This window comes from Streptomyces sp. NPDC041205 (genome assembly GCF_055591765.1).
The window spans coordinates 608,170-626,663 of sequence record NZ_JBVIZH010000004.1; the positions used below are offsets into that span (position 1 = coordinate 608,170).

Genomic DNA, 18,494 nt, shown 5'->3' on the forward strand with positions numbered 1-18,494 from the left:
CGGCTGGCCGGTAGCCTCGCTTGTCGGTCGAGAGGGTCTGTGTCTCTTGTTCGGGCGGTGGAGAGTCAGGATCTGCGGTGCGTTCCATTGTGCGCCCCTTCCTCTGCTTGGGGGAGTTCTAGTATTTCCAGTACATCGATGTCGTCGGCCCGGATGTAGACCCCACCTGTTCCGTGAACGCGTCGTCCAAATGTGCCGTCCGGATTCATGTGACGCTGGGATTGCAGGAAGAGGTCTGCGGGGTGCGGAAACGCGGATGCATTGGAGGCACTTCCGTACCACCCTCCTACCCATCCACCGTCTTTGAGTCTGGCTCGGACGAAGCACGGGCCTCGTGCTGAGAACAGAGCGTCCCAAGCGGTGGGAGTCTCGTCCCGGCGCGATGCGTGACTCCGGCGCAGTACGAAGGACTCACCACATGCCACGGCCGTGGGCACAGCGATGACCAACGCGAGAGCAGTCAGCCCTGCCTGGCGAGGCTGGCGGCTGATGCTCGCGAAGATCCCTGACTCATCGCTGCTCAGCAGTCGGACGAGTTGCGGCCCGAATGCCATGAGGTACAGGGAATCGAGCGTGACGCTTGCTGCGGTGGCGCGTGCGAGCCTGTTGGTAACTTCCTGCTCTGGTGGGCGAGATCCGAGAAGGTGTTCTCTCACCGACAGGTAGACCAACCCAGGGAGGGCGGTCAGTAGAAGTATGGCCAAGCCTTCAACAGTGGTGGGGAGCATGATTGCCGCCAGCGTGAACCGGACCGAAGTGGATGTGCGAAGCCCATAGGTCGGGCCGGTCGGGGTGTGCTGTGCGGATCTTCACGACGGCTTGGTGAAGGGCAGCAGCTGCCTGGCCGGTGGCGAGCGTGCCATCGGCAGTTCGTAGCCCCGCGTAGAAGTCGGTGGCGATGTCCTTCGCGACAGGACTGTTGATCGGCCACAGGGTGCCGATGACGTGGCGGAAGCCGGCCAGGGAGAACGCGGCCGAGAGGTGAACAGCCTCGTCCTCGAACCCTTGCCCGCCGACGGCGGTTTGACACGCGGACAGATAGGCCAGATCCGCGCCGGTGAGGTTCAGCCTGCCCAGTTCCAGCACACTCAGCGTTCCATCGTGCAGTTTCAGTTGCCCGACTGCGGGATTGACGAGGTCCTGGTAGCCGTGGCACGCAAAGTGGACGACTCCTGCTTGTGGCAGCGCCTTCAGAGTCTTGTCGCGTGTGGCCTTTCTGCCAGTCAGCAGCAAGGGGGAGAAGGGGCGCAGCGCGTCGACCTCTTCCTTGAATGGCTGATCCTTCTCGGGCGCCACGACCAGTACACTCCCATTCAGAGAGGTCTGGCGCGCCGAGCGGTCGAGTGAGTGAATGGTCGGTGCGTAGGTGGAGACCACGTGATCCAGTACCGCGTCCTCGTCCCTGCCCGCCGCGTGCAGCGGCAGAAATGCCAGTGGACCCGCCGGAACCCAGCAGACGGGCGGCGCCGACTCAGGGCTGCTGGCTGTCGTGTGGCCCAGGGCGTCCAGCACGGGGGCCGTGACTGTGTCCCACAGCCAGGCGAGGATGTCGGTCACATCCTTTAGCAATTTCACCTGTTCGGCGTCGTGGGTACGCTCCGCGCTGTAGTCCAGCTGGGCCGTGGCGTGTAGGAAAGCAGTCGCTTTTTCTTCAGCCTGGTCGCGCCTCAGGTCGTGGAGCGGGACGACGTCGAAGGAGTCAGGTGTGAGGACGAAGGAATCGCAGCGGCGCGTGGCCGTGTTCACCACCACGACAGTCGCCCCTGCGGCTTCGGCCACCTGCTGAAGCCGGTCGCACGTTGGCCTGTGGCGGAAGTCTTCAAAGCCGTCCAAGCCCCGGACCTGGGCCAGGAGATCTTCCCTGCTCCGGGCGTGTCGGCGGCGGACGACCGGGTCGGTCCGCATGGTCGACGGTCTGTCAAGCAAGGCATCGAGTTGCTCGATCTCGATGGCGAGGTCGCGATAGCCGGTCCGCAGGGCGTCGAGGTCGCGCAGGTCGAACTCTTGGGAGAGGAACACACCACGACCCTGCTCAAGCAGTTCCACTGCTGTCCGCGACTGTCCGGACAGCAGGGCACAGGCCGCAGCCTCGGAAGCTATGCCGGAGAGCCCAGTCGAACCTAGGTAGCCGAGGCGATCGGTTTCAGAAATACCGTGCCACGCCAGATGCGGGAGCATGCCGACGACTTCGCCGTACGCGGTCGTCGCCTCGGCCCAGTCCTTGCCGGCTGCTGCCAGTTGGGCCCAGCCCCTCCCTGGGCGGATCCGGTCCCAGTGGGGCGAAGTGGTGCTCCGGGACGCCTCCTCGAAGTACGCCATCGCCTCTCGCCGGGATGGGTTCGACGCTGTGAGCTCAAACCGCGCGTGCAAGCACTCTCCGACATTGGCCAGCAGCCGTGCCTTATCGGGGCTCCCGGGGGGGAGCGTTTTGAGGGCGCCCTTACCCACACTGATCGCTTCGGCGAGACAGTTCGGATCACCGGTGTCGGCGAACAGCCCACGCAGTGCCAGACAGAGATTGGTCTTGCGTCCGGGCAGCGAGGCGGAGCCGACCGGGGTCAGATCGACTGACTTGCGCAGCACCTTGACGGCCTCTTTGATGTCATCGACGTCTTCGGACGTGCGATGCCGGATCTCCAGGGCCATACCGAGGTTGGACAGGCACTGAGCCAGATGGTCGTGAGCCGTGGGCGACTCGACTGCGTTTCGCAAGCCCGCGATAGCCAGATCTAGTGCTTCGAGATCGTCGGTGCGCTCGGCCAGGCTCATCAAGGCTGTACTCGCATTCGCCAAGTACGCGGTGCGTACTGGGTTCTGCGGGCTGGCCAGGCGGGCGGCTGCGAACAGTTCGCTGATTGAGTCCTGGATGTCCTTGTGCGCGCCGTCGCGCAGGAATCGTTGCCAGAGGGAGATGCCCAGCTGGCCATGGAGTTCGGGGGTCAGTAAGGGAGTGAAGGCCATGGAATCAAGCAGGGTCTGCAGTCGTCGAATCTTCGCGTCGAGGTCGCTCAGCAGTGAGATTTCGGCCATGGCGCGGGCGAGGATCTGCTGTTCGGTGTCTGGGTCGTCCCCGGCCAGGCGGCGCAGTTCGTCGATCGTCCGTTGTACGAGTCCGGGCAACCCCAGGTATTGCTCCTTTGCCTCAGGCGACTTCGGAGGATGGGCGAAGGTGCTTTTGAGGTGGTGTTCAAGTGCGAGACCTAGTTCCATCTCCTTCCTGCCCGGCTCCATGGGCAGCCAGACAGCCCGGAACCGCAGGAAGTTGACCACCCCGATCAGCAGTCGGAAGTCCGGGTCGGTCCGGAACGTGGCCAGGGCCTCGATGATCTCTCTGCGTGCGGCGTCGTCCGTGAGCACTGAAGTTTCGCGCGTACGGACCCAGTGGTCCAGCCGGTCCTTGAGAGGGCCCGGCAGGCCGTCGTTGGGCCGCTCTTCGGAACTCGGCACGGCATCCCCCTCGATAGTTCCTTCACTTCGATCCTCGTCCGATTTCAGGAACGGACAACAGGCCAAGGGGGCCTTTGGCTGGGCCGTGTGGTCTATTGCCGATGTTCCTGCCGGACGTGCGCATAGAGCCAAGATCGAAGACAGGCTCATCCATGCCAGTCGGCGTCGTACCGCTCGTCTGGAGGCTGAGCCGACCCGGATGACGCGAGCGCATCCTTCATCAATTGCGCTCCGCTGTCAGAGGGTGTCCCAGGCGACCAGAGGAAGATGAAGGCAACACACCTGGACTTGACACAGAATCGAGCTGGAACAGGCCGATGGTGTCGCTGCCTTGGATGAGCTTGAACGCCCAGAAGTCATTCAGAGGCACCTGCTGGTTGTTGTCGAGGTCGATGTCCTTGCCGTGCACCCGGCGGATCTCCTGCACCGCGTAGACCAACGCGGGCTGCATGCGTACGCCAAGGACATCCAGCTTGAGCAGGCCGAGGTCCTCGACGTTCTCTGGGGGGCAGGCAAACGTGGTGTGACGTTGCCTTGACCTCTTCGTTGGGGTCTTGGCGACGGTTCTCCGGGGGTGTGGCTTAGCGACAGATCGTTGTGATCGGCACGTGGAGAGGAAGAGGAATGCGGACATTTCCTGTGGCGCTACCCTCGGGCAGTCGGTACTGGACGGTGGTCGACGAGCGCTACGAGGTCGTTGAGGCAGCCGATCGGTTCCTGAGAGAGACCCGGCTGGCGAGGGGGGGCGGGCGGAGACGACGACGAAGTCGTACGCCGAGGGGGTCGCCTTGTTTCTGCGGTGGCGTGAGGCCACGGGCAGGGATTGGCGGACGGCGGCCAGGAAGATGGGGTTGTTCCTGTTGTGGTTGAAGTGGACGCCGGGCAGGGGCAGATGCCCCGGTGGTCTTTCCTGGTCCGGGGGCCAAGCCGGTGCGGCAGGAGCTCCGGCGAAACAGGTCCTCACGGCCGTGCGAATGTTCCTTCTGCACGCCGTGGCGGAGAAGACAGTGCCGGGATGGGTGCTGGAGCAGATCTACGAGGTCGGCGACACCGGTGATCTGCCGGCCGAGGCTCAGGGTGAGAGCGGGGCGATGCGGCTTCGGGCACGGCATCGGGTTCAGGAGCCGGAGACGGAGATCGACCGGGCCAGCGATGAGCAGGTCGTGGCGATGTTCAGGGCCTGCTGGTCGGCCCGGGACCGGCTGACGGTCCTGCTACTGTCTCGGTTCGGGCTGCCTCCGGGGCAGGTTGGCGGGCCTGTATCGCAGCGACCCGCATCTGATGATGAACTCCAGGCCGCTGGGCTGTGATCTGGAAGGCGCCCACGTCCATGTGGTCCGGCGGCAGAACGAGAACGGGGCCTGGTCGAAGTCGAAGAAGCCTTGGGCGATGCCAGTGGACTTCCTGGTGGTCCAGGCTTTCGACCAGTACGCGCTGGAGCGGCACGAGCGACTGCCCTCAGGCGGCAGCGGTTTCCTGTTGGTGAACCTCTTGCGTCCGTCTTACGGCGAGCCCATCACGCCGGACGCTATCGGCGAACTCTGCGAGTCGTTGTCCCGGAGGGCGGGTCTGGACCGGTTGGTCACGCCGCGGATGTGGCGGCACGCGATGGTCAGCAATCTCGTCGACGCCGGTGGAGCTCTGGATGAGGTCCAGGCCCTCCTCGGTCAGAAGGATCCGAACTCACCGCGGCCCTATCTGCATCCCAGCCGGGCCCGGCTGCGGGAGGCGGTCGAGCGGGTTCGTCGCGGGCGCGCCGGGACTGGCCGGACATCGCTTCTCGGTCACCAGCGGTGACTCACTGTCACTTCGCTTGCAGGGGAGGCGAGTCAAGGAGATCCGATGGTGCACAGGTGCCGTGCGGGGCGTGCAATCAGGCTTGCCCGGGTGTCCGATGACGGTCGGGGTCGGCGCCCTGCCCGGCGTCTCCCCCGGGCGAACGGCTGTTGCGCGGCCCGTGCGGGCCGCGCAACAGCCGGTGCGTCAGTGCAGCCGGTGCGTCAGTACGCGATCAGGCCGCCCGTGTGCCGGTCGAACTTCAGGTAGAACTTCTTGCCGTCGGGCACGTCGGTCACGGCCGTGTCCCACACGCCCTGCGAGAGCCAGCGCTTGGGGTAGCACTTGTGCGGCTGGCCCGGGCCCTTGTCGAAGCAGGCCTGCACATACGCGCCGGCCCTGGCCTTCACGTTGACGTCGGCGCACTGGGAGGTGGTCTTGGCCCACTTCGGATAGGCCGGCCACACCTTGTTCGTCGTGCCGAAGGCCTTTGCGCTGCCGTAGCAGGACATGGGGGCGACGTCCGCCGAGGCCGTGAGGGCGCCCCCGGTGAGCAGTCCTGCGGTCATGGTCCCTGCGGCGAGAGCTGTGGCGATCTTCCTGCGAGTGTGCATGCTTCTCCTTCGTCCTGTGGTGGTTTGACGATTCCTGCGGCGGACGCGAACGGCGCCTGCGTGTGCCCCGCGGGAAGGAAGGTGCGGGAAGCGCCCGACGCCCCAAGGGTGCGAGGGGCGCGCCGTTCGGTCGGTTCGCCATCGAGTCCAGCAGGGTGGGAGTTGTTGCGCTGCCGGGTCCCGGGCGTGAAACAAAGCAGCTCACAAGCCCGGGTTGGCCGGATGGTGGCTTTCCCGGTGGTAGGGAGCGTGTTGGTATGAGCCGCCGCTGCTGCTCATGCGGACGGTACGGGGGAAGGAAGCGCCATGGGGCGTCCGGAGGCGGACATCGATCCGGGACAGGGGCCAATCCAGCAGTTCGCCTCAGAGCTGCGCAAGCTACGCCAGGAAACGGGTGGCATCACCTACCGGCAGATGGCCCGGCAGGTGGAGTTCTCCGTCGCCACGCTGTCGCGGGCCGCCGCGGGAGACCAGTTGCCGTCCCTGCCAGTGGTGCTGGCGTACGTCAGAGCGTGCGGCGGCGACCCATCGCAGTGGGAACGGCGCTGGCGTGAGGCGGCCGCGGAGGAGGCCCGCCGGAACTACGTCCCATCGGACGACGAAGAGGCCCCGCCTCCCTATCGGGGGCTGGCCCGCTTCGACGTGGGCGATGCCGACCTCTTCTTCGGCCGCGACGAGCTGACCGAGGACCTGCTGCGCAAGGTGGGCGAGCACCGTGTGGTGGTGGTGTTCGGCCCGTCGGGCAGCGGCAAATCATCCCTGCTGCGAGCGGGCCTGATTCCACGGCTGCGGAACCTCGACGGATCCTTGCGGCCGGCGGCGGTACGGATCCTCACCCCGGGGGAGTGTCCCTGGCGGACCCACGGGCGAGCGCTGGACCCCGCACCCGGTGAGGGAGACACCTGGCTGGTGGTGGACCAGTTCGAGGAGGTCTTCACTCTCTGCCACGACCCGTGCGAACGCGCCGAGTTTGTTGCCCGGCTGCTTGCCGCGCACGATCCCGTCGCCCGGCTGCGCGTGGTGCTGGGAGTGCGCGCCGACTTCTACCCGCATTGTCTGGCCGATCCGGGCCTGGAGGACGCGGTGAGGCAGAGCAGTCTGCCGGTGGGCACGATGGACCGCGAGGGACTGCGGGCGGCGATCGTGAAACCCGCCCAGGCAGCGGGCGTGAACGTCGAGCGGGCGTTGACCGCACGGCTCGTCGACGAGGTGGAAGGGGAGCCGGGCGGACTGCCCCTGCTGTCCCACGTGTTACGGGAGACATGGCGCCGCCGCCGGGCACGCCTGCTGACCGTGGGAGCGTACGAGGCGAGCGGTGGTCTCCACGGTGCGGTCGCGCAGACCGCCGAGGAGATCTACACCAAACTGCCGAAGAACCGCCAGGAGGCGGCCCGGCAGCTGTTCCTGCGTCTGATCTCGCCGGGAGAAGGCTCGCCCGACACGCGGCGCCCCGTGCGGCGCGACGAGTTGGACTTCTGTGAGGAGGGCGGCGTCGCGGCGGTCCTGGCCGAACTGGTCCGCGCCCGGCTCGTCACCGTCGACGACGACACCGTCGGCCTCGCACACGAGGCCCTGATCACCGCCTGGCCGCGCCTGCACGCGTGGATCGAGGACGATCGTCAACGCCTCATCACTCACCGCCAGTTGACAGAGGCTGCCCGCGCCTGGGACGACCTCGTCCGAGACGCGGGGGCCCTGTACCGGGGCACCCGCCTGGCCACCGCCGAAGAGCAACTGGGCGGCCCGTCGCACTGGGATGAACTCAACGACCTGGAGAAGTGTTTCCTCACCGCGAGTGCGGCCGAGCGGGACCGCGAACGCGCGCGGGTCGCCCGCACGACGCGCCGGTTGCGGGGGCTGACGGTCGGCCTGTCGCTGCTGCTGGTGCTGGCCCTGGCCGCCGGCGTGATGGCGTGGCGGCAGAGCGAGACCAACGACCGCCAGCGCCTGCGTGCCGAGGCACAGCGGGTGGCCGGCGTCGCGGAAACCCTGCGCTTCAGCGACCCTCGGCTCGCCATGCGGCTGAGCGTGGCCGCCTGGAGGATCGCCGACACGCCAGAGACGCGGTCGGCGGTGGTGAGTTCCCTGGGGCAGAAGGAGCGGGATGTGTTCTCCGTTCCCGCCGCCGAGCGGACCGGCAGCCTCCGGCTCAGCGAAGACGGGCGTGTGGTGATCGACCGGCAGGACGACCGGGTCACCGCATGGAATGTAAGCACGCGCCACCCTCGTACGGTCAGGGTTGCCCCGGACACGGAGGACGACGTGATTCCCAGCCCTGACGGAAAGAGGATCGCGCGGCTGGTCACTGGCGCGGAAGCGGACTGGCTCCAGGTGTGGGACATGCGCAGCGGCAAGCAGCTGGCCAAGCGCAGGTCAGGCACCTCGATCGGTAGCCTGAGTTTCGGCAGCGGCGGCCGGACGTTGCTGGCCAGCGGCTTCCCCGGGGCATTGGAAGAGAACACCGAAGGAGTGGAAGATGGCTCCCTCCACGAGCTGTGGGACGTCCGACTGCGAAAGCGTCTCTTCAAGCGGGAACTGGCGCTCAACGACCAGGTGGTGGCGAACGAGCGTCTCGTGGCGTGGTGCCCCGAGCACGGTGGCGCGCTTCGCGTGTGGGACGTACGCGGCAACGCTCCACGCAAGCTACGCGGCAAGGGAATCGACACTGCCTGCCGGCGTGGAAACACCCCCGCTCTCGGTACCCGCACGATCGCGGTCGCCGATGACACCGGAGCACGTCGCTGGGACATCAGGACCGGCCGTGAACTGCCCCGGCTCCACCTCGATCCACCCGTCGAGGGCCGGGACCCCGCCGACGAGTCACGTGAAGTGCTCACCCACATCGTGTTCGACGACGAGGACCGTTTCGTCGCCGGCGCCAGCGACGACCAGATCGTGCTCTGGCGCACGGATCGGCCGAAGCAACCGGTGTGGCACTACCCACTCGACCATGACCAGGTCGAACAGCTGGGCCTCGACGTGCAAGCCAGAGCAGTGCGCTATCTGGGGGCGGGAGGCCCGACCGGGGACGTCGTGCGGACACTCGAAATCGGGCCGGCCGTGGCCTCGACCTGGCGACCGGGACAAGACCGATGGCCACTGCTGAGCGCAAACAGCAACGTGCTCGTTGCAGTCAAACGCAAGGGCAAGACAGTGGACGTCGAGATCGCAGACAGGAGCGCGGCGAGAAGACCCCGCCACGTCGTCACACTCTCCAAGTTCCACGACGAAGGCCTCCACGGCATCACCACCGAGGACCTGGTCTCACTCAGCGCCGACGGCCAACTGCTGGCCTACGCGCAACGCGACCGAGTGAGCGTGTGGGACGCACGGGAGCATCGAGTCGTCCGCACGATCAAGGTGCCCGACACGGTGTGGAGCGTCGCCCTCGCCCCCGACGGCACTCGCCTGGCCACCACCGGAGAGAAGAGCGGCGAGATCTGGGACGTGGACAGCGGCAGGCGACTCGAGACGCTGGCACGCAGAGAGTTGACCAAGGCCGTGTTCCGCCCGGACAACAAGATGGTCGCAGCCCTCGACGCAGGAGAGAATCTGCTCCTCTTCCCGGCATCTTCGGGCAAGGCGCGGCGCGTACTCTCCGCCATGTCCCCATGGACACACGTCTTCAGCAAGGACAGCCGATTCCTCGCCGTGGGCAGCCTCATGGGCGACGTGCACCTGTGGGACGCGCAGGGCAACAAGCGGCTTCGTACGCTGCCAGGAGTTTCCGGCGGTGACGTTTCGGGACAATCCGTGGCCGCGCTCGCGTTCTCACCGGACGGGAGCCTGCTCGCCGTCGCCGGGGGACAGGGCGTGCTTCAGGTGTGGGACACCAAGACGGGACGTCAGATCGGCGGTGACCTGCTCACATCCGGCGATTGGATCACTTCCGTCGCGTTCACCCCGGACGGAAACACCGTCGACGTGGCCGGTTGGCACACCCTGGTCCGGCGCTACACGGTCACGGTGGGCAACGGCGCCCCCGAGGTCTGCCGTCGAGCCACCGGTGGCCTGACCCGCGCGCAGTGGGCGCAGCACATTCCGGGGGTCCCCTACAAGGACGTGTGCTGAACCAACTCTTCGGAACTCCTCGCGCATGGTCAGCCTGCGGCCATATACAGCTCGAACCAGTTCAGCACCCGGGTCAGGAAGTCGATCCGGGCCGGATAGGACCGCACCCCGTGCCCTTCCTGCGGATAGTTCACCAAAGCCGAAAGGAACCCCCGTGCGCGCGCAGATCCTGATGGAACTCGCGCGCCTGCTCCGGGGGTGTGCAGTTGTCCAGCGCACCGGCGACGACCAGTCCTGAGCCTGCCCCGAACACCCCACTCACGGCAGGAGATCCGAATGCAAAGGGGCACTGCGGCCCCTGCTGGAACCGCCGCAACTCCTCCTCCACCTCCGCGTCCGCACTCTGTCCCCGCAGCTGCAGCATCTGCATGTCCTCATGCCGCATGGCCTCTTCGAAGTGCGTTTCCGCCTCGGCTTCAGCGGCTTCTACGCGCGCGGTCACGCCCTTTCCCGGCAGGCGCGAACGAATTCTTCGGATTCCAGCAACGCGCTCACCAACTTGGTCGGTCGGCATCGGCGGGCTGAGGCCCGCCGGTTCAAGGCCATGGCCCGGGTCCCGGCCCTCGCCGACCACGACGAGCCGCAGGCCGACCGGGCCGCGGACCGGGTGGTGGCGCGGGCCGTACGCCGCGAGCTGGCGGCGGCACTGGCCGCGCTGCCCGCTCGGCACCGGGACGTGCTGCTGCTGGTGGCCTGGGGGGATCTCAACTACGGAGAGGTGGCCCAGGCCCTCGGTATCCCCGTGGGCACGGTCAGATCACGGCTGCACCGGGCCCGCAGCAAGCTGCGCGAAACATTGGGCGGATCCAATCCGACGGCACTGCGAGAGGTATCCGACCATGAATGACGAACTCGAACTCTTGAAGGAGTGGGACGCGGACGCGGCCCCGCTCACCGGTCCGGCCCGGGACCGGGCCTGGCACCAGCTGCTCAACGCGATGGCCCACGCGGACCAGCGCACCGGCACCGGCCCCAGCGGCCGCCATGCACTGCGCCCCGCGGCGTACGAGGCGCTGGCCCTTGTGCCCGGCGTCAAGACGATCCCAGGAGTGAAGGACTCCGCCGGGCGGACCGGGGTGGGGATCGCCCATACCGAGCGCGGGTCCTACGAAGGCAAGTACCTGATCTTCGACCCGGCGTCGTATGAATTCCTGGGCTTCCGCGACGAGCGGATCTCGGCTTCCGGGAAGAAGAAGTACATCCAGCTGCGCACGTAGTGGACTGGGGGATCGCCGACCGGGTGAAACAGCGCCCGTAGGCCGCTATCCCGCGGCCGGGACCCACAGGGCCGCCGACACCGGCAGACGGTCGCCGGTGGCCCTGCGGTTTGCCTCCAGGAGGTCAGTGGGGATGTCGCAGCCGAGGACCTCGCCACCCGGCGTCGCGAACGCCCGGTCCATACGGCGGTACGGGGTTGAAACGGCATGTCCCTGACGCACCACCGCGCACCATCACCGGCGAACCGGCTGGACGCGGCGTACGGCCTGGGGCGACGCCAGAACGCGGACCGTACGTTGGCCACATGGATACGGCGTGTGGCCGTGACAACGGCGCCGTGCAGGCCCCGCTCGTCGGCATGGACGTCGACGCCTCCACTCGGCAGCCTCACTGAGCAGACGGCCGCCAGGTCCACCCGCCGCCCGCGCAGGTCTGTCCCCGCCACTAGCGCCTGCTGCCGCTCTTCGGCGGGTGCGCCTTCCCGCAACGCCACCGCCCATACGCGCTGGGGTGTCGATGCGCCCTGTCCATGCCGTCCGCCCACAGCATCAGCCCGGCCCTGGGCCGGGATCAGGTCCCGTAGCCGCGGTTCGTCGACCTCGGCGGCGACCATGGGGCTGTGGGCGAGTTACGTCCGCTTCCTCGCCCAGCACCATGAGGGCCAGGACCACCATGGTGGTGGTGAGAACATCCGGCAGTGGGCCAGAGGCGGCGCAGATGTCTTCGAGAGCACATGCGCCGCCTCACGGCGAGAGCCTGGCCGTGCTCAGCGGGGGCCTTCACTGGTCGGGTTTCTAGGTGGCGTACCAGCCGCGCCAGGCGTTGGACTTGTAGGTGCTGCGCCAGTGGCTGCCGTTGGCGGCCTTGACGACGACAGTGCGGCCTCCGTGGCCCCAGTAGGCGTGGACGGTGTCGACGGCGCGCCCGTTGTTCGGCATCTGCTTCCAGCCACCGGAGTTCTTCCAGATGTGCCAAATCTTGTTATTCGACGTAACTGCGAAGACCTCGTCGACGGAGCGGTCCTGGTGGGCGTTCCAGTTGACCCTCAGGACATGGCTGCCGCATCTCACGACGGCCCTGTGCCCGAAGTAGGTTCCGCCGTAGCAGCTGCCGCGGCTGCCTACCTCAACGATGTCGGCGAGCTCCTTGAAGGTGTCGACCACAGGAACCTCTTCGGCGGGGTTCGAGGCTCCGGCGGTGGGGGCGAGGGTGGCAAGGACAGCTACCGCCCCGGCCACCGCGATACCGGTCTTATGCATGTACCGCATATCTCTCCTTCGTTTCACGGGCACGCCTTGTGCCCGCAGCCGCACGCCAGGCGAGCGGGGTGTCTGAGGTCGAGTTCAGCGGCCTGAGGGTTGTTCAGCAGCCCTCTTGCGCCGTACTGAGCAACTCCGTCAGATCGAGGGGTGGGCTCAAAGCGGCTCTTGCCGTGCCCTCGCTCTGGTTCATAGCGTGGCCTGGGTATGCGGCAGCGGTGGTGGTGGCACCCTGAGGGGAACCGTTCGATGGGCCGACCGGAAACGTTTCTGGATCCCGGTGCGGGTCCGGTCCCAGGGTTCGCGTACGAGTTGCGCAAGCTGCGTCAGGAGGCGGGCAGCCCCACCTACCGCCAGATGGCGCGGAGCGCGCGCTACTCGGTGACGTCCCTCTCGCGGGCGGCCGCCGGCACGGCCTTGCCCTCCCTTGCGGTCACGCTGGCGTACGTCCGCGCCTGCGGTGGGAACGTGCCGCAGTGGGAACGCCGGTGGAAAGAGGCCTACGAGGCAACAGCGCTCGCGGAGCCACGCGACGACAGGATGCGGCCGCCCTACCAGGGGCTGGCCCGGTTCGAGCCGGACGACTACGACCGGTTCTTCGGGCGCGACACCCTGGTGGACGTCATACAGGCTCTGGTGGGTGAGCACCGGTTCACCGCGGTGCTGGGCCCGTCCGGCAGCGGCAAGTCCTCACTGCTGCGTGCCGGCCTGATCCCCGCACTACGGGCTCAGACGGAGGGTCTGTCAGCGATCCGGATCCTCACCCCCGGAGAACACCCGTTACGCACCCACGCTCTGGCCCTGCACCCGGCCGAGGGCGACGGGGACACCGTCGTCATCATCGATCAGTTCGAGGAAGTGTTCACCCTCTGCCACGACCCGGCAGAACGCACTGGGTTCATCGATCAGCTGCTCGCCGCCCGCGAACCGGCCAGCAGACTGTGCGTCGTGATCGCCGTCCGCGCCGACTTCTACGGTCGCTGCGCCGAACACCGCGCCTTGGCCGACGCCCTGCCAGCCTCCAGCGTGCTGGTCGGCCCGATGAGCCCGGCGGAACTGCGCGAGGCCGTTGTCAAACCGGCACAGACCGCGGGACTGACCGTGGAGCGCGACCTGACCGCCCACCTGATCAGCGAGGTAGAGGATGCACCGGGCGGGTTGCCGCTGCTGTCGCATGTGCTGCTGGAGACCTGGCGCCGCTGCCGCGGCCGGGTCCTGACGATGGAAGCCTACGAAGCAGCAGGGGGCCTGCAGGGAGCAGTTGCCCAGACCGCCGAGACCATCTACACCCAGCTCAACCCTCGGCAGGCGGAGCTGGCCAAAGTGCTGCTGCTCCGCCTCATTGCCCCCGGAGAGGGCGCCCCCGATACCCGGCGCCCCGCGCCGCGCTCGGAACTCGACCTGGCTCAGGACAACGGTGATGTCGATGAAGTCTTGGACCGGCTGGCCCGCGCCCGCCTGATCAGCCTTGACAACGACACGGTGAACCTCGCGCACGAAGCACTCATCACCGGCTGGCCCCGCCTGCGCGCGTGGATCGACGCCGACCACGCCCGCCTACTTCTTCAAAGGCAACTGACCGATGCCGCTGACGTATGGGCCCAGCTTCATCACCACCGCGACTCACTGTGGCGGGGTCCGAGACTGACCGCCGCAGAAGAACACTGGACCGCATCCTCGGAACAACAGTCCCTTACTCCCCTGGAAAGAGACTTCCTACGTGCCAGCACAGCGGCCCGGGGCCGCGCCCGCAGGCTCCGCCGCGCCCTGGTCGTGGCGGTGTCCGTCCTCGTCGTGCTCGCATCGGTAGCGGGCGGATTGGCCCTGCAACAGCACCGCACTGCGCAAAGGCAGTACGAGGAGCAAGAAGGCCGTAGAGCCGCCATGGCCGCAGTCAGCCTCCTGGCGTCCCCTTCGGAGCGCGATCGCGTCCTGGGTATGAAGTTCAGCGTCGCCGCCTGGCGCCTCGCTTCTCTGGATGAGACAAGAGCCGTACTCAGTCAGGCACGCTTCGCCCAATACACGTCAAAGAGCCTTTCTTTCCCGCATGATCGTGACACTCGCGGCCCGAAAGAAGGAGTCCGCCGCACGCTCTTCAAAGGTTCCCGCGTCATCAAAGTCTTTCTCTCGGATGACTATGACAGAGGTAAAGGAATGGCAGGTATGGCTGCCGCTATCTGTGATTCCTTCGGCAGCCCTTCTCGCCGCGAATGGGCCACGATACTGAATTCCCCCTATAGGGACGTCTGTTGACGTACCAGCGAGGTCGACCCGCCTGGCGTGACGCTGTTCCTACTCGCGCGCCTTCGCCCACGCCCGGGTACAGCTGTCTGGCGCTGGCCGCCCGTTGTCGTGCCGCCCGGCTACCAAGGACAGCGCCCCCGGGCGCTCGCCGACGACGCGAAATACGTCATGCCGAAGAACTAGTCCACCGCTTCGCAGAGCCCCCACCGGGCGAGCCGGAACGGTACGAGTACGCCGAGGCCCTGCGCCGCGCGACGATCATCGAAACGCCGCACGTCCCGCGGCTCCGGGCAGAACACTCGGGGAATCGGTGGGATCGCGGCGGCTTGGGCATACAGCAGGCAGCGGGTCCTGCTCCTTGAGGAAGCCGAGGACTACCGGCTCTGGACCAAGAGCGGCGTGAGGGGCAGCCGGATCCGCCGCAAGAGGGAGTGGCTGTGTCGATGACTTCGGGGTTCTGGCACAGACCTGGGGGCAGTCTCGGAGGGTGACGGTGTCGTTCGATGGGGAGGGTGATCACAAACCCTGGCTTCGGCCATTGCGGACGCTCCGGCCTCGGCCGTTTCGGCGGCGGCTGTTTCGTCCGCTCCGGCGGCTGTGGTGGCTCCGGCGCTGCTGGCGCCCGGCGCGCTGATCCACAGCTTTTCCACCGGCAAGGGCTTCATGGCCACGCTCGTGCACGTGCTCGCGGAGCGTGGCCTGATCGACTACGACACTCCGATCGCCTGCTACTGGCCCGAGTTCGCCGCTCATGGCAAGGGCCGGGCGACCGTGCGTGACGCTCTATCCCACAGGATCGCGATCCCGCGACTCCCGCCCGGTATCACCCCGGCCGAGCTGTGTGACTGGGACACGACGTGTGCCGTCGTCGCGGACCTTGCCGCGGGAATGCGCCGGTACCCCCCCCCGGACCATGGGCGGCGGGGCAGGGGCATGGACACGAGCGTGGGCCGGGCCAGGTCCGCTTACCCGTCTTGACCTGCTGTGCTCGGCTACGCAGACGGCTGACCGTATCGACGATGCAGCAGCTCGTGAGCCGGGAGGCCCGGCTGCCGTACCGGAGTTCGATGACCGGGCCGGAGTACGACGGGATGAATCCGCGCCCCGGAAACGGCATCGCGCGGACAGGGGAGGGCGTTGGTGGGACGCTTCTTGTGTCCGGCCGCCGCCGGGATGCGGCGGCGTCCGGGTGCGCGAGGCCCGACCGAGGCTCCCCTCGGTCGGGCCTCGCGCGAGGTGCCCTCCGGGGGCAGGGCTGCGGGAGTCGACCTGCTGGCGCCAGGAGAGCGAGGGCTGGAGCCGCGTTGACGGCGATGCGGCTCCAGTTGGCCACACGAAGACGTCATGGCTCGGGGGCTGGGAGCCTGAGGTGAGCGTAGACGGGCAGCCTCGGTGATCGGTAGCGCGGCCATGGTCAAGCCGCTTGGAGAGCTGTCCCCGGGCGGAGGGCGGCAGCGGCGGGGTGGAGCGCAGGCCGGGCCAGGCGGCGGCTCATCAAGGTGATGAGGGCCAGATTGACCATCGCTTCCGCATGGGCGGGCGGCCTCTCGTAGTCCCTGACCAGCCATCTTGCGTGCAAGATCTACGCGGGGCTGCGTTCTGGGCTACCACAGGTGTCTCACCAACTGGGTCTTCGTTGCGACGAGCGAAGGGCTCGGCTTGCGGAGGGACAGACTTGACCATGTTGTGGGGGCGACCATGAGGTATGACGAGCTGGCGGCGGGTGTGTTGGTGGGGGCTTGCTCTGCTGGGAGCGGGTGCGGCGGTGGGGTTGTTGGTGTGGGTGATGGTCGCGCACCCGGAAGGATCCGGGCAGGCCTGGGGTGTTGCCGGGTCGGTGGCAGGGGTCGCCGCGTTGGGTGTGGCGCTGTGGCAGCTGCGCGCGCCCGCCCCTAACCCCGACCCGGCGGGCGGTCCCCCTGGGGCGCCACCCGCCCCGGTTCCGTCGCCCGGGCTGGCGGAGCCGGTGACCGGTGAGCGGGGGGCGATCGTGGCACGGGGAAGCGTGACCGGCTCCTCGACTCGGTACACCGGGCCGACGTCCTCCGCCCCAGCGGCGCCGCCCGGTGGCACGTCGAGGCTGACGGGCAGCGACGGCGCGATCGTCGCCGGCGGGGACATCGACGGCTCACACACCGAGTACCGCCCGTGACCGGGGACTCCGGGGAGGCGGCGGGGCAGTCGGCGCCACTCGCCGGTCTGTGCGGGAGCGAAGGCGCGATCGTCGCCGGCGGTGACGTGACCGGTTCGTCGACGCAGTACATCCAGGCGGGGCAGGCGTTCGTGCTCCCTCCCGAGGTGTGTGCGCCCATCCCGGACGACGCTGCGGCCGGAGGGGTATCGAACATCGGGACCGGGCTGTTCGTGGGCCGCGTCGAGGAACTCGGCGCGCTGGAGGTGGCGTTCGCCCGGCCCGGCGAGGTGGTCGTGCACGCGGTGCACGGGCTGGGCGGGGTCGGCAAGTCCGCCCTCGCCGCGCACTGGGCGGCTCGGCGGCAGGAGAAGGTGCGGTGGTGGGTCACCGCCGACACCGCGGCCGCAGTTGAGGCGGGGATGGCCGCGCTGGCGCGGGCGCTGCAGCCCGGACTGGCCGGGCTGCCCGCCGAGTTGCAGAGCGAACGCGCGGTGGCCTGGCTCGCCGGCCACGACGGATGGCTGCTCGTGCTGGACAACGCCGAGGACCCCCGGCACATCCGCCCGCTCCTGGACCGCGTGCCGGGCGGCCGGGTCCTGGTCACCACCCGCCGCGCGACCGGCTGGCACCACCAGGCCACCACCATCCGCCTCGGCGTGTTCGCCCCCGCCGAGGCCGTCGACCTGTTCACCCGCGTCCTCACCCACCAGGGCCCCCGCGACACCAGCGGCGCCGACGCCGTGTGCGCGGAACTCGGGCACCTGGCCCTCGCGGTGGAGCAAGCCACCGCGTACTGCGCCGAGACCGGCACAAGCCCCCGCGCCTACCTGCACATGCTGGCCCGCTGGCCCGCCGCGATGTTCGCCTCCGGCACCGCGGGCGGCCACTCCGAACGCACCATCGCCCGCATCTGGCACCTCACCCTCAACCAGCTGGCCGATACCCCCCTCGCTGTTGACCTCCTGCGCATCCTGGCCTGGTACGCCCCCGACGACATCCCCCGCGACCTGCTCCACGACATTGCCGAACCACCCCAGCTCGCCACCGCGATCGGCCAACTCACCGCCTACAGCATGGTCACCGACCACCACGACGGCACCCTGAGCGTCCACCGCCTCCTCCAGGCCCTCGCCCGCACACCCGACCCCAACGACCCCCACCGCACCCCCGAGGCCGTCGGCCACGCCCGCGACCAGGCCGCCGTCCTCCTCGCAGACAGCTACCCCGCCGACGTCGACCAGCCCGGGACCTGGCCCCGGTGCCGGGCGCTGCTCCCGCACACCGACGCCCTCACCCGCCACCACACCCCCGACCACGACACCACCCACACCGCCTACGCCCTCGGCCGCGCCGCCACCTACCGAAGCGGACAGGGCGCACTCACCCCCGCCATTACAGCCTTCCAACGCGCCCTCGCCACCCGGGAGCGGGTGTTGGGCGATGATCACCCCGACACCCTGTCCTCGCGCAACAACCTCGCTGGCGCGTACGAGTCGGCGGGGGACCTGGACCGGGCCATCCCCCTGCACGAACGCACCCTGGCAGAGCGCGAGCGGGTGCTGGGCGGCGACCACCCCGACACGCTGGCCTCGCGCAACAACCTCGCCGGCGCGTACGAGTCGGCGGGGGACCTGAGCCGGGCCATCCCCCTGCACGAACGCACCCTGGCAGAGCGCGAGCGGGTGCTGGGCGGCGACCACCCCGACACGCTGGCCTCGCGCAACAACCTCG

The 18,494-nt window shown here is 68.3% G+C and carries 14 protein-coding genes and 1 pseudogene; 8 read left to right on the forward strand and 7 right to left on the reverse strand.

From position 1 onward, the window contains the following. Positions 1–65: 65 nt before the first annotated feature. From ACZ6BG_RS22440 to ACZ6BG_RS22450, 3 genes are all read right to left on the reverse strand, one after another. The gene (locus ACZ6BG_RS22440; RefSeq protein ID WP_469004071.1) at positions 66–728 is read right to left on the reverse strand and encodes a DUF6338 family protein; all 663 of its coding nucleotides are present in this window, start codon (positions 726–728) and stop codon (positions 66–68) included. Next, entirely contained in the window at positions 709–3,447 is a 2,739-nt protein-coding gene (locus ACZ6BG_RS22445) for a CHAT domain-containing protein (RefSeq protein WP_469004074.1), read from the reverse strand. The genes ACZ6BG_RS22440 and ACZ6BG_RS22445 overlap by 20 nt, the downstream gene beginning before the upstream one ends. A 220-nt stretch (positions 3,448–3,667) precedes the next feature. Then, positions 3,668–3,898 carry a hypothetical protein gene (locus ACZ6BG_RS22450; protein WP_469004076.1) on the reverse strand — a complete coding sequence of 77 codons (231 nt, stop codon included), beginning with the start codon at positions 3,896–3,898 and terminating at the stop codon, positions 3,668–3,670. Between the two features lie 523 nt (positions 3,899–4,421). Here ACZ6BG_RS22450 and ACZ6BG_RS22455 point away from each other — a divergent pair. Together ACZ6BG_RS22455 and ACZ6BG_RS22460 are read left to right on the forward strand one after the other, a co-directional pair. After that, on the forward strand, positions 4,422–4,757 hold the full coding sequence (locus tag ACZ6BG_RS22455) for a hypothetical protein (protein ID WP_469004078.1): 336 nt from the start codon (positions 4,422–4,424) through the stop codon (positions 4,755–4,757). Then, positions 4,729–5,244 carry a tyrosine-type recombinase/integrase gene (locus ACZ6BG_RS22460; RefSeq protein ID WP_469004080.1) on the forward strand — a complete coding sequence of 172 codons (516 nt, stop codon included), beginning with the start codon at positions 4,729–4,731 and terminating at the stop codon, positions 5,242–5,244. The genes ACZ6BG_RS22455 and ACZ6BG_RS22460 overlap by 29 nt, the downstream gene beginning before the upstream one ends. Before the next feature lie 203 nt (positions 5,245–5,447). On the opposite strand, the gene ACZ6BG_RS22465 is transcribed toward ACZ6BG_RS22460, so the two are convergent. Further along, positions 5,448–5,837: a hypothetical protein gene (locus ACZ6BG_RS22465; RefSeq protein WP_469004083.1), complete on the reverse strand. Its 390-nt coding sequence runs from the start codon at positions 5,835–5,837 to the stop codon at positions 5,448–5,450. Between the two features lie 306 nt (positions 5,838–6,143). Between ACZ6BG_RS22465 and ACZ6BG_RS22470 the strand changes: the two genes are divergently transcribed. After that, complete coding sequence (locus ACZ6BG_RS22470) at positions 6,144–9,908, forward strand: nSTAND1 domain-containing NTPase (RefSeq protein ID WP_469004085.1); 3,765 nt, start codon at positions 6,144–6,146, stop codon at positions 9,906–9,908. Between the two features lie 130 nt (positions 9,909–10,038). Here ACZ6BG_RS22470 and ACZ6BG_RS22475 read toward each other — a convergent pair whose 3' ends face one another. Beyond that, on the reverse strand, positions 10,039–10,350 hold the full coding sequence (locus ACZ6BG_RS22475; RefSeq protein WP_469004159.1) for a hypothetical protein: 312 nt from the start codon (positions 10,348–10,350) through the stop codon (positions 10,039–10,041). A 51-nt stretch (positions 10,351–10,401) separates the two neighbouring features. Here ACZ6BG_RS22475 and ACZ6BG_RS22480 point away from each other — a divergent pair. Next, positions 10,402–10,755: pseudogene (locus ACZ6BG_RS22480) on the forward strand (RNA polymerase sigma factor); the annotation flags it as partial. Further along, the gene (locus ACZ6BG_RS22485) at positions 10,748–11,125 is read left to right on the forward strand and encodes a hypothetical protein (protein ID WP_469004088.1); all 378 of its coding nucleotides are present in this window, start codon (positions 10,748–10,750) and stop codon (positions 11,123–11,125) included. The pseudogene ACZ6BG_RS22480 and the gene ACZ6BG_RS22485, both read left to right, overlap by 8 nt. A gap of 45 nt (positions 11,126–11,170) precedes the next feature. Here the strand turns inward: ACZ6BG_RS22485 and ACZ6BG_RS22490 are convergent, their stop codons facing one another. Next, complete coding sequence (locus ACZ6BG_RS22490) at positions 11,171–11,308, reverse strand: hypothetical protein (protein WP_469004090.1); 138 nt, start codon at positions 11,306–11,308, stop codon at positions 11,171–11,173. A gap of 612 nt (positions 11,309–11,920) precedes the next feature. Beyond that, entirely contained in the window at positions 11,921–12,385 is a 465-nt protein-coding gene (locus ACZ6BG_RS22495) for a hypothetical protein (RefSeq protein ID WP_469004092.1), read from the reverse strand. A 249-nt stretch (positions 12,386–12,634) separates the two neighbouring features. On the opposite strand from ACZ6BG_RS22495, the gene ACZ6BG_RS22500 reads away from it, so the two are divergent. The 3 genes from ACZ6BG_RS22500 to ACZ6BG_RS22510 all read left to right on the forward strand — a co-directional run. Next, positions 12,635–14,638, forward strand: coding sequence for an nSTAND1 domain-containing NTPase (locus ACZ6BG_RS22500; protein ID WP_469004094.1), 2,004 nt, complete (start codon positions 12,635–12,637; stop codon positions 14,636–14,638). 591 nt (positions 14,639–15,229) lie between these two features. Beyond that, entirely contained in the window at positions 15,230–15,607 is a 378-nt protein-coding gene (locus tag ACZ6BG_RS22505; protein ID WP_469004096.1) for a serine hydrolase domain-containing protein, read from the forward strand. A 1,170-nt stretch (positions 15,608–16,777) separates the two neighbouring features. Continuing rightward, the coding region (locus ACZ6BG_RS22510) for a tetratricopeptide repeat protein (RefSeq protein WP_469004098.1) at positions 16,778–18,494 on the forward strand (1,717 nt) is incomplete at its 3' end.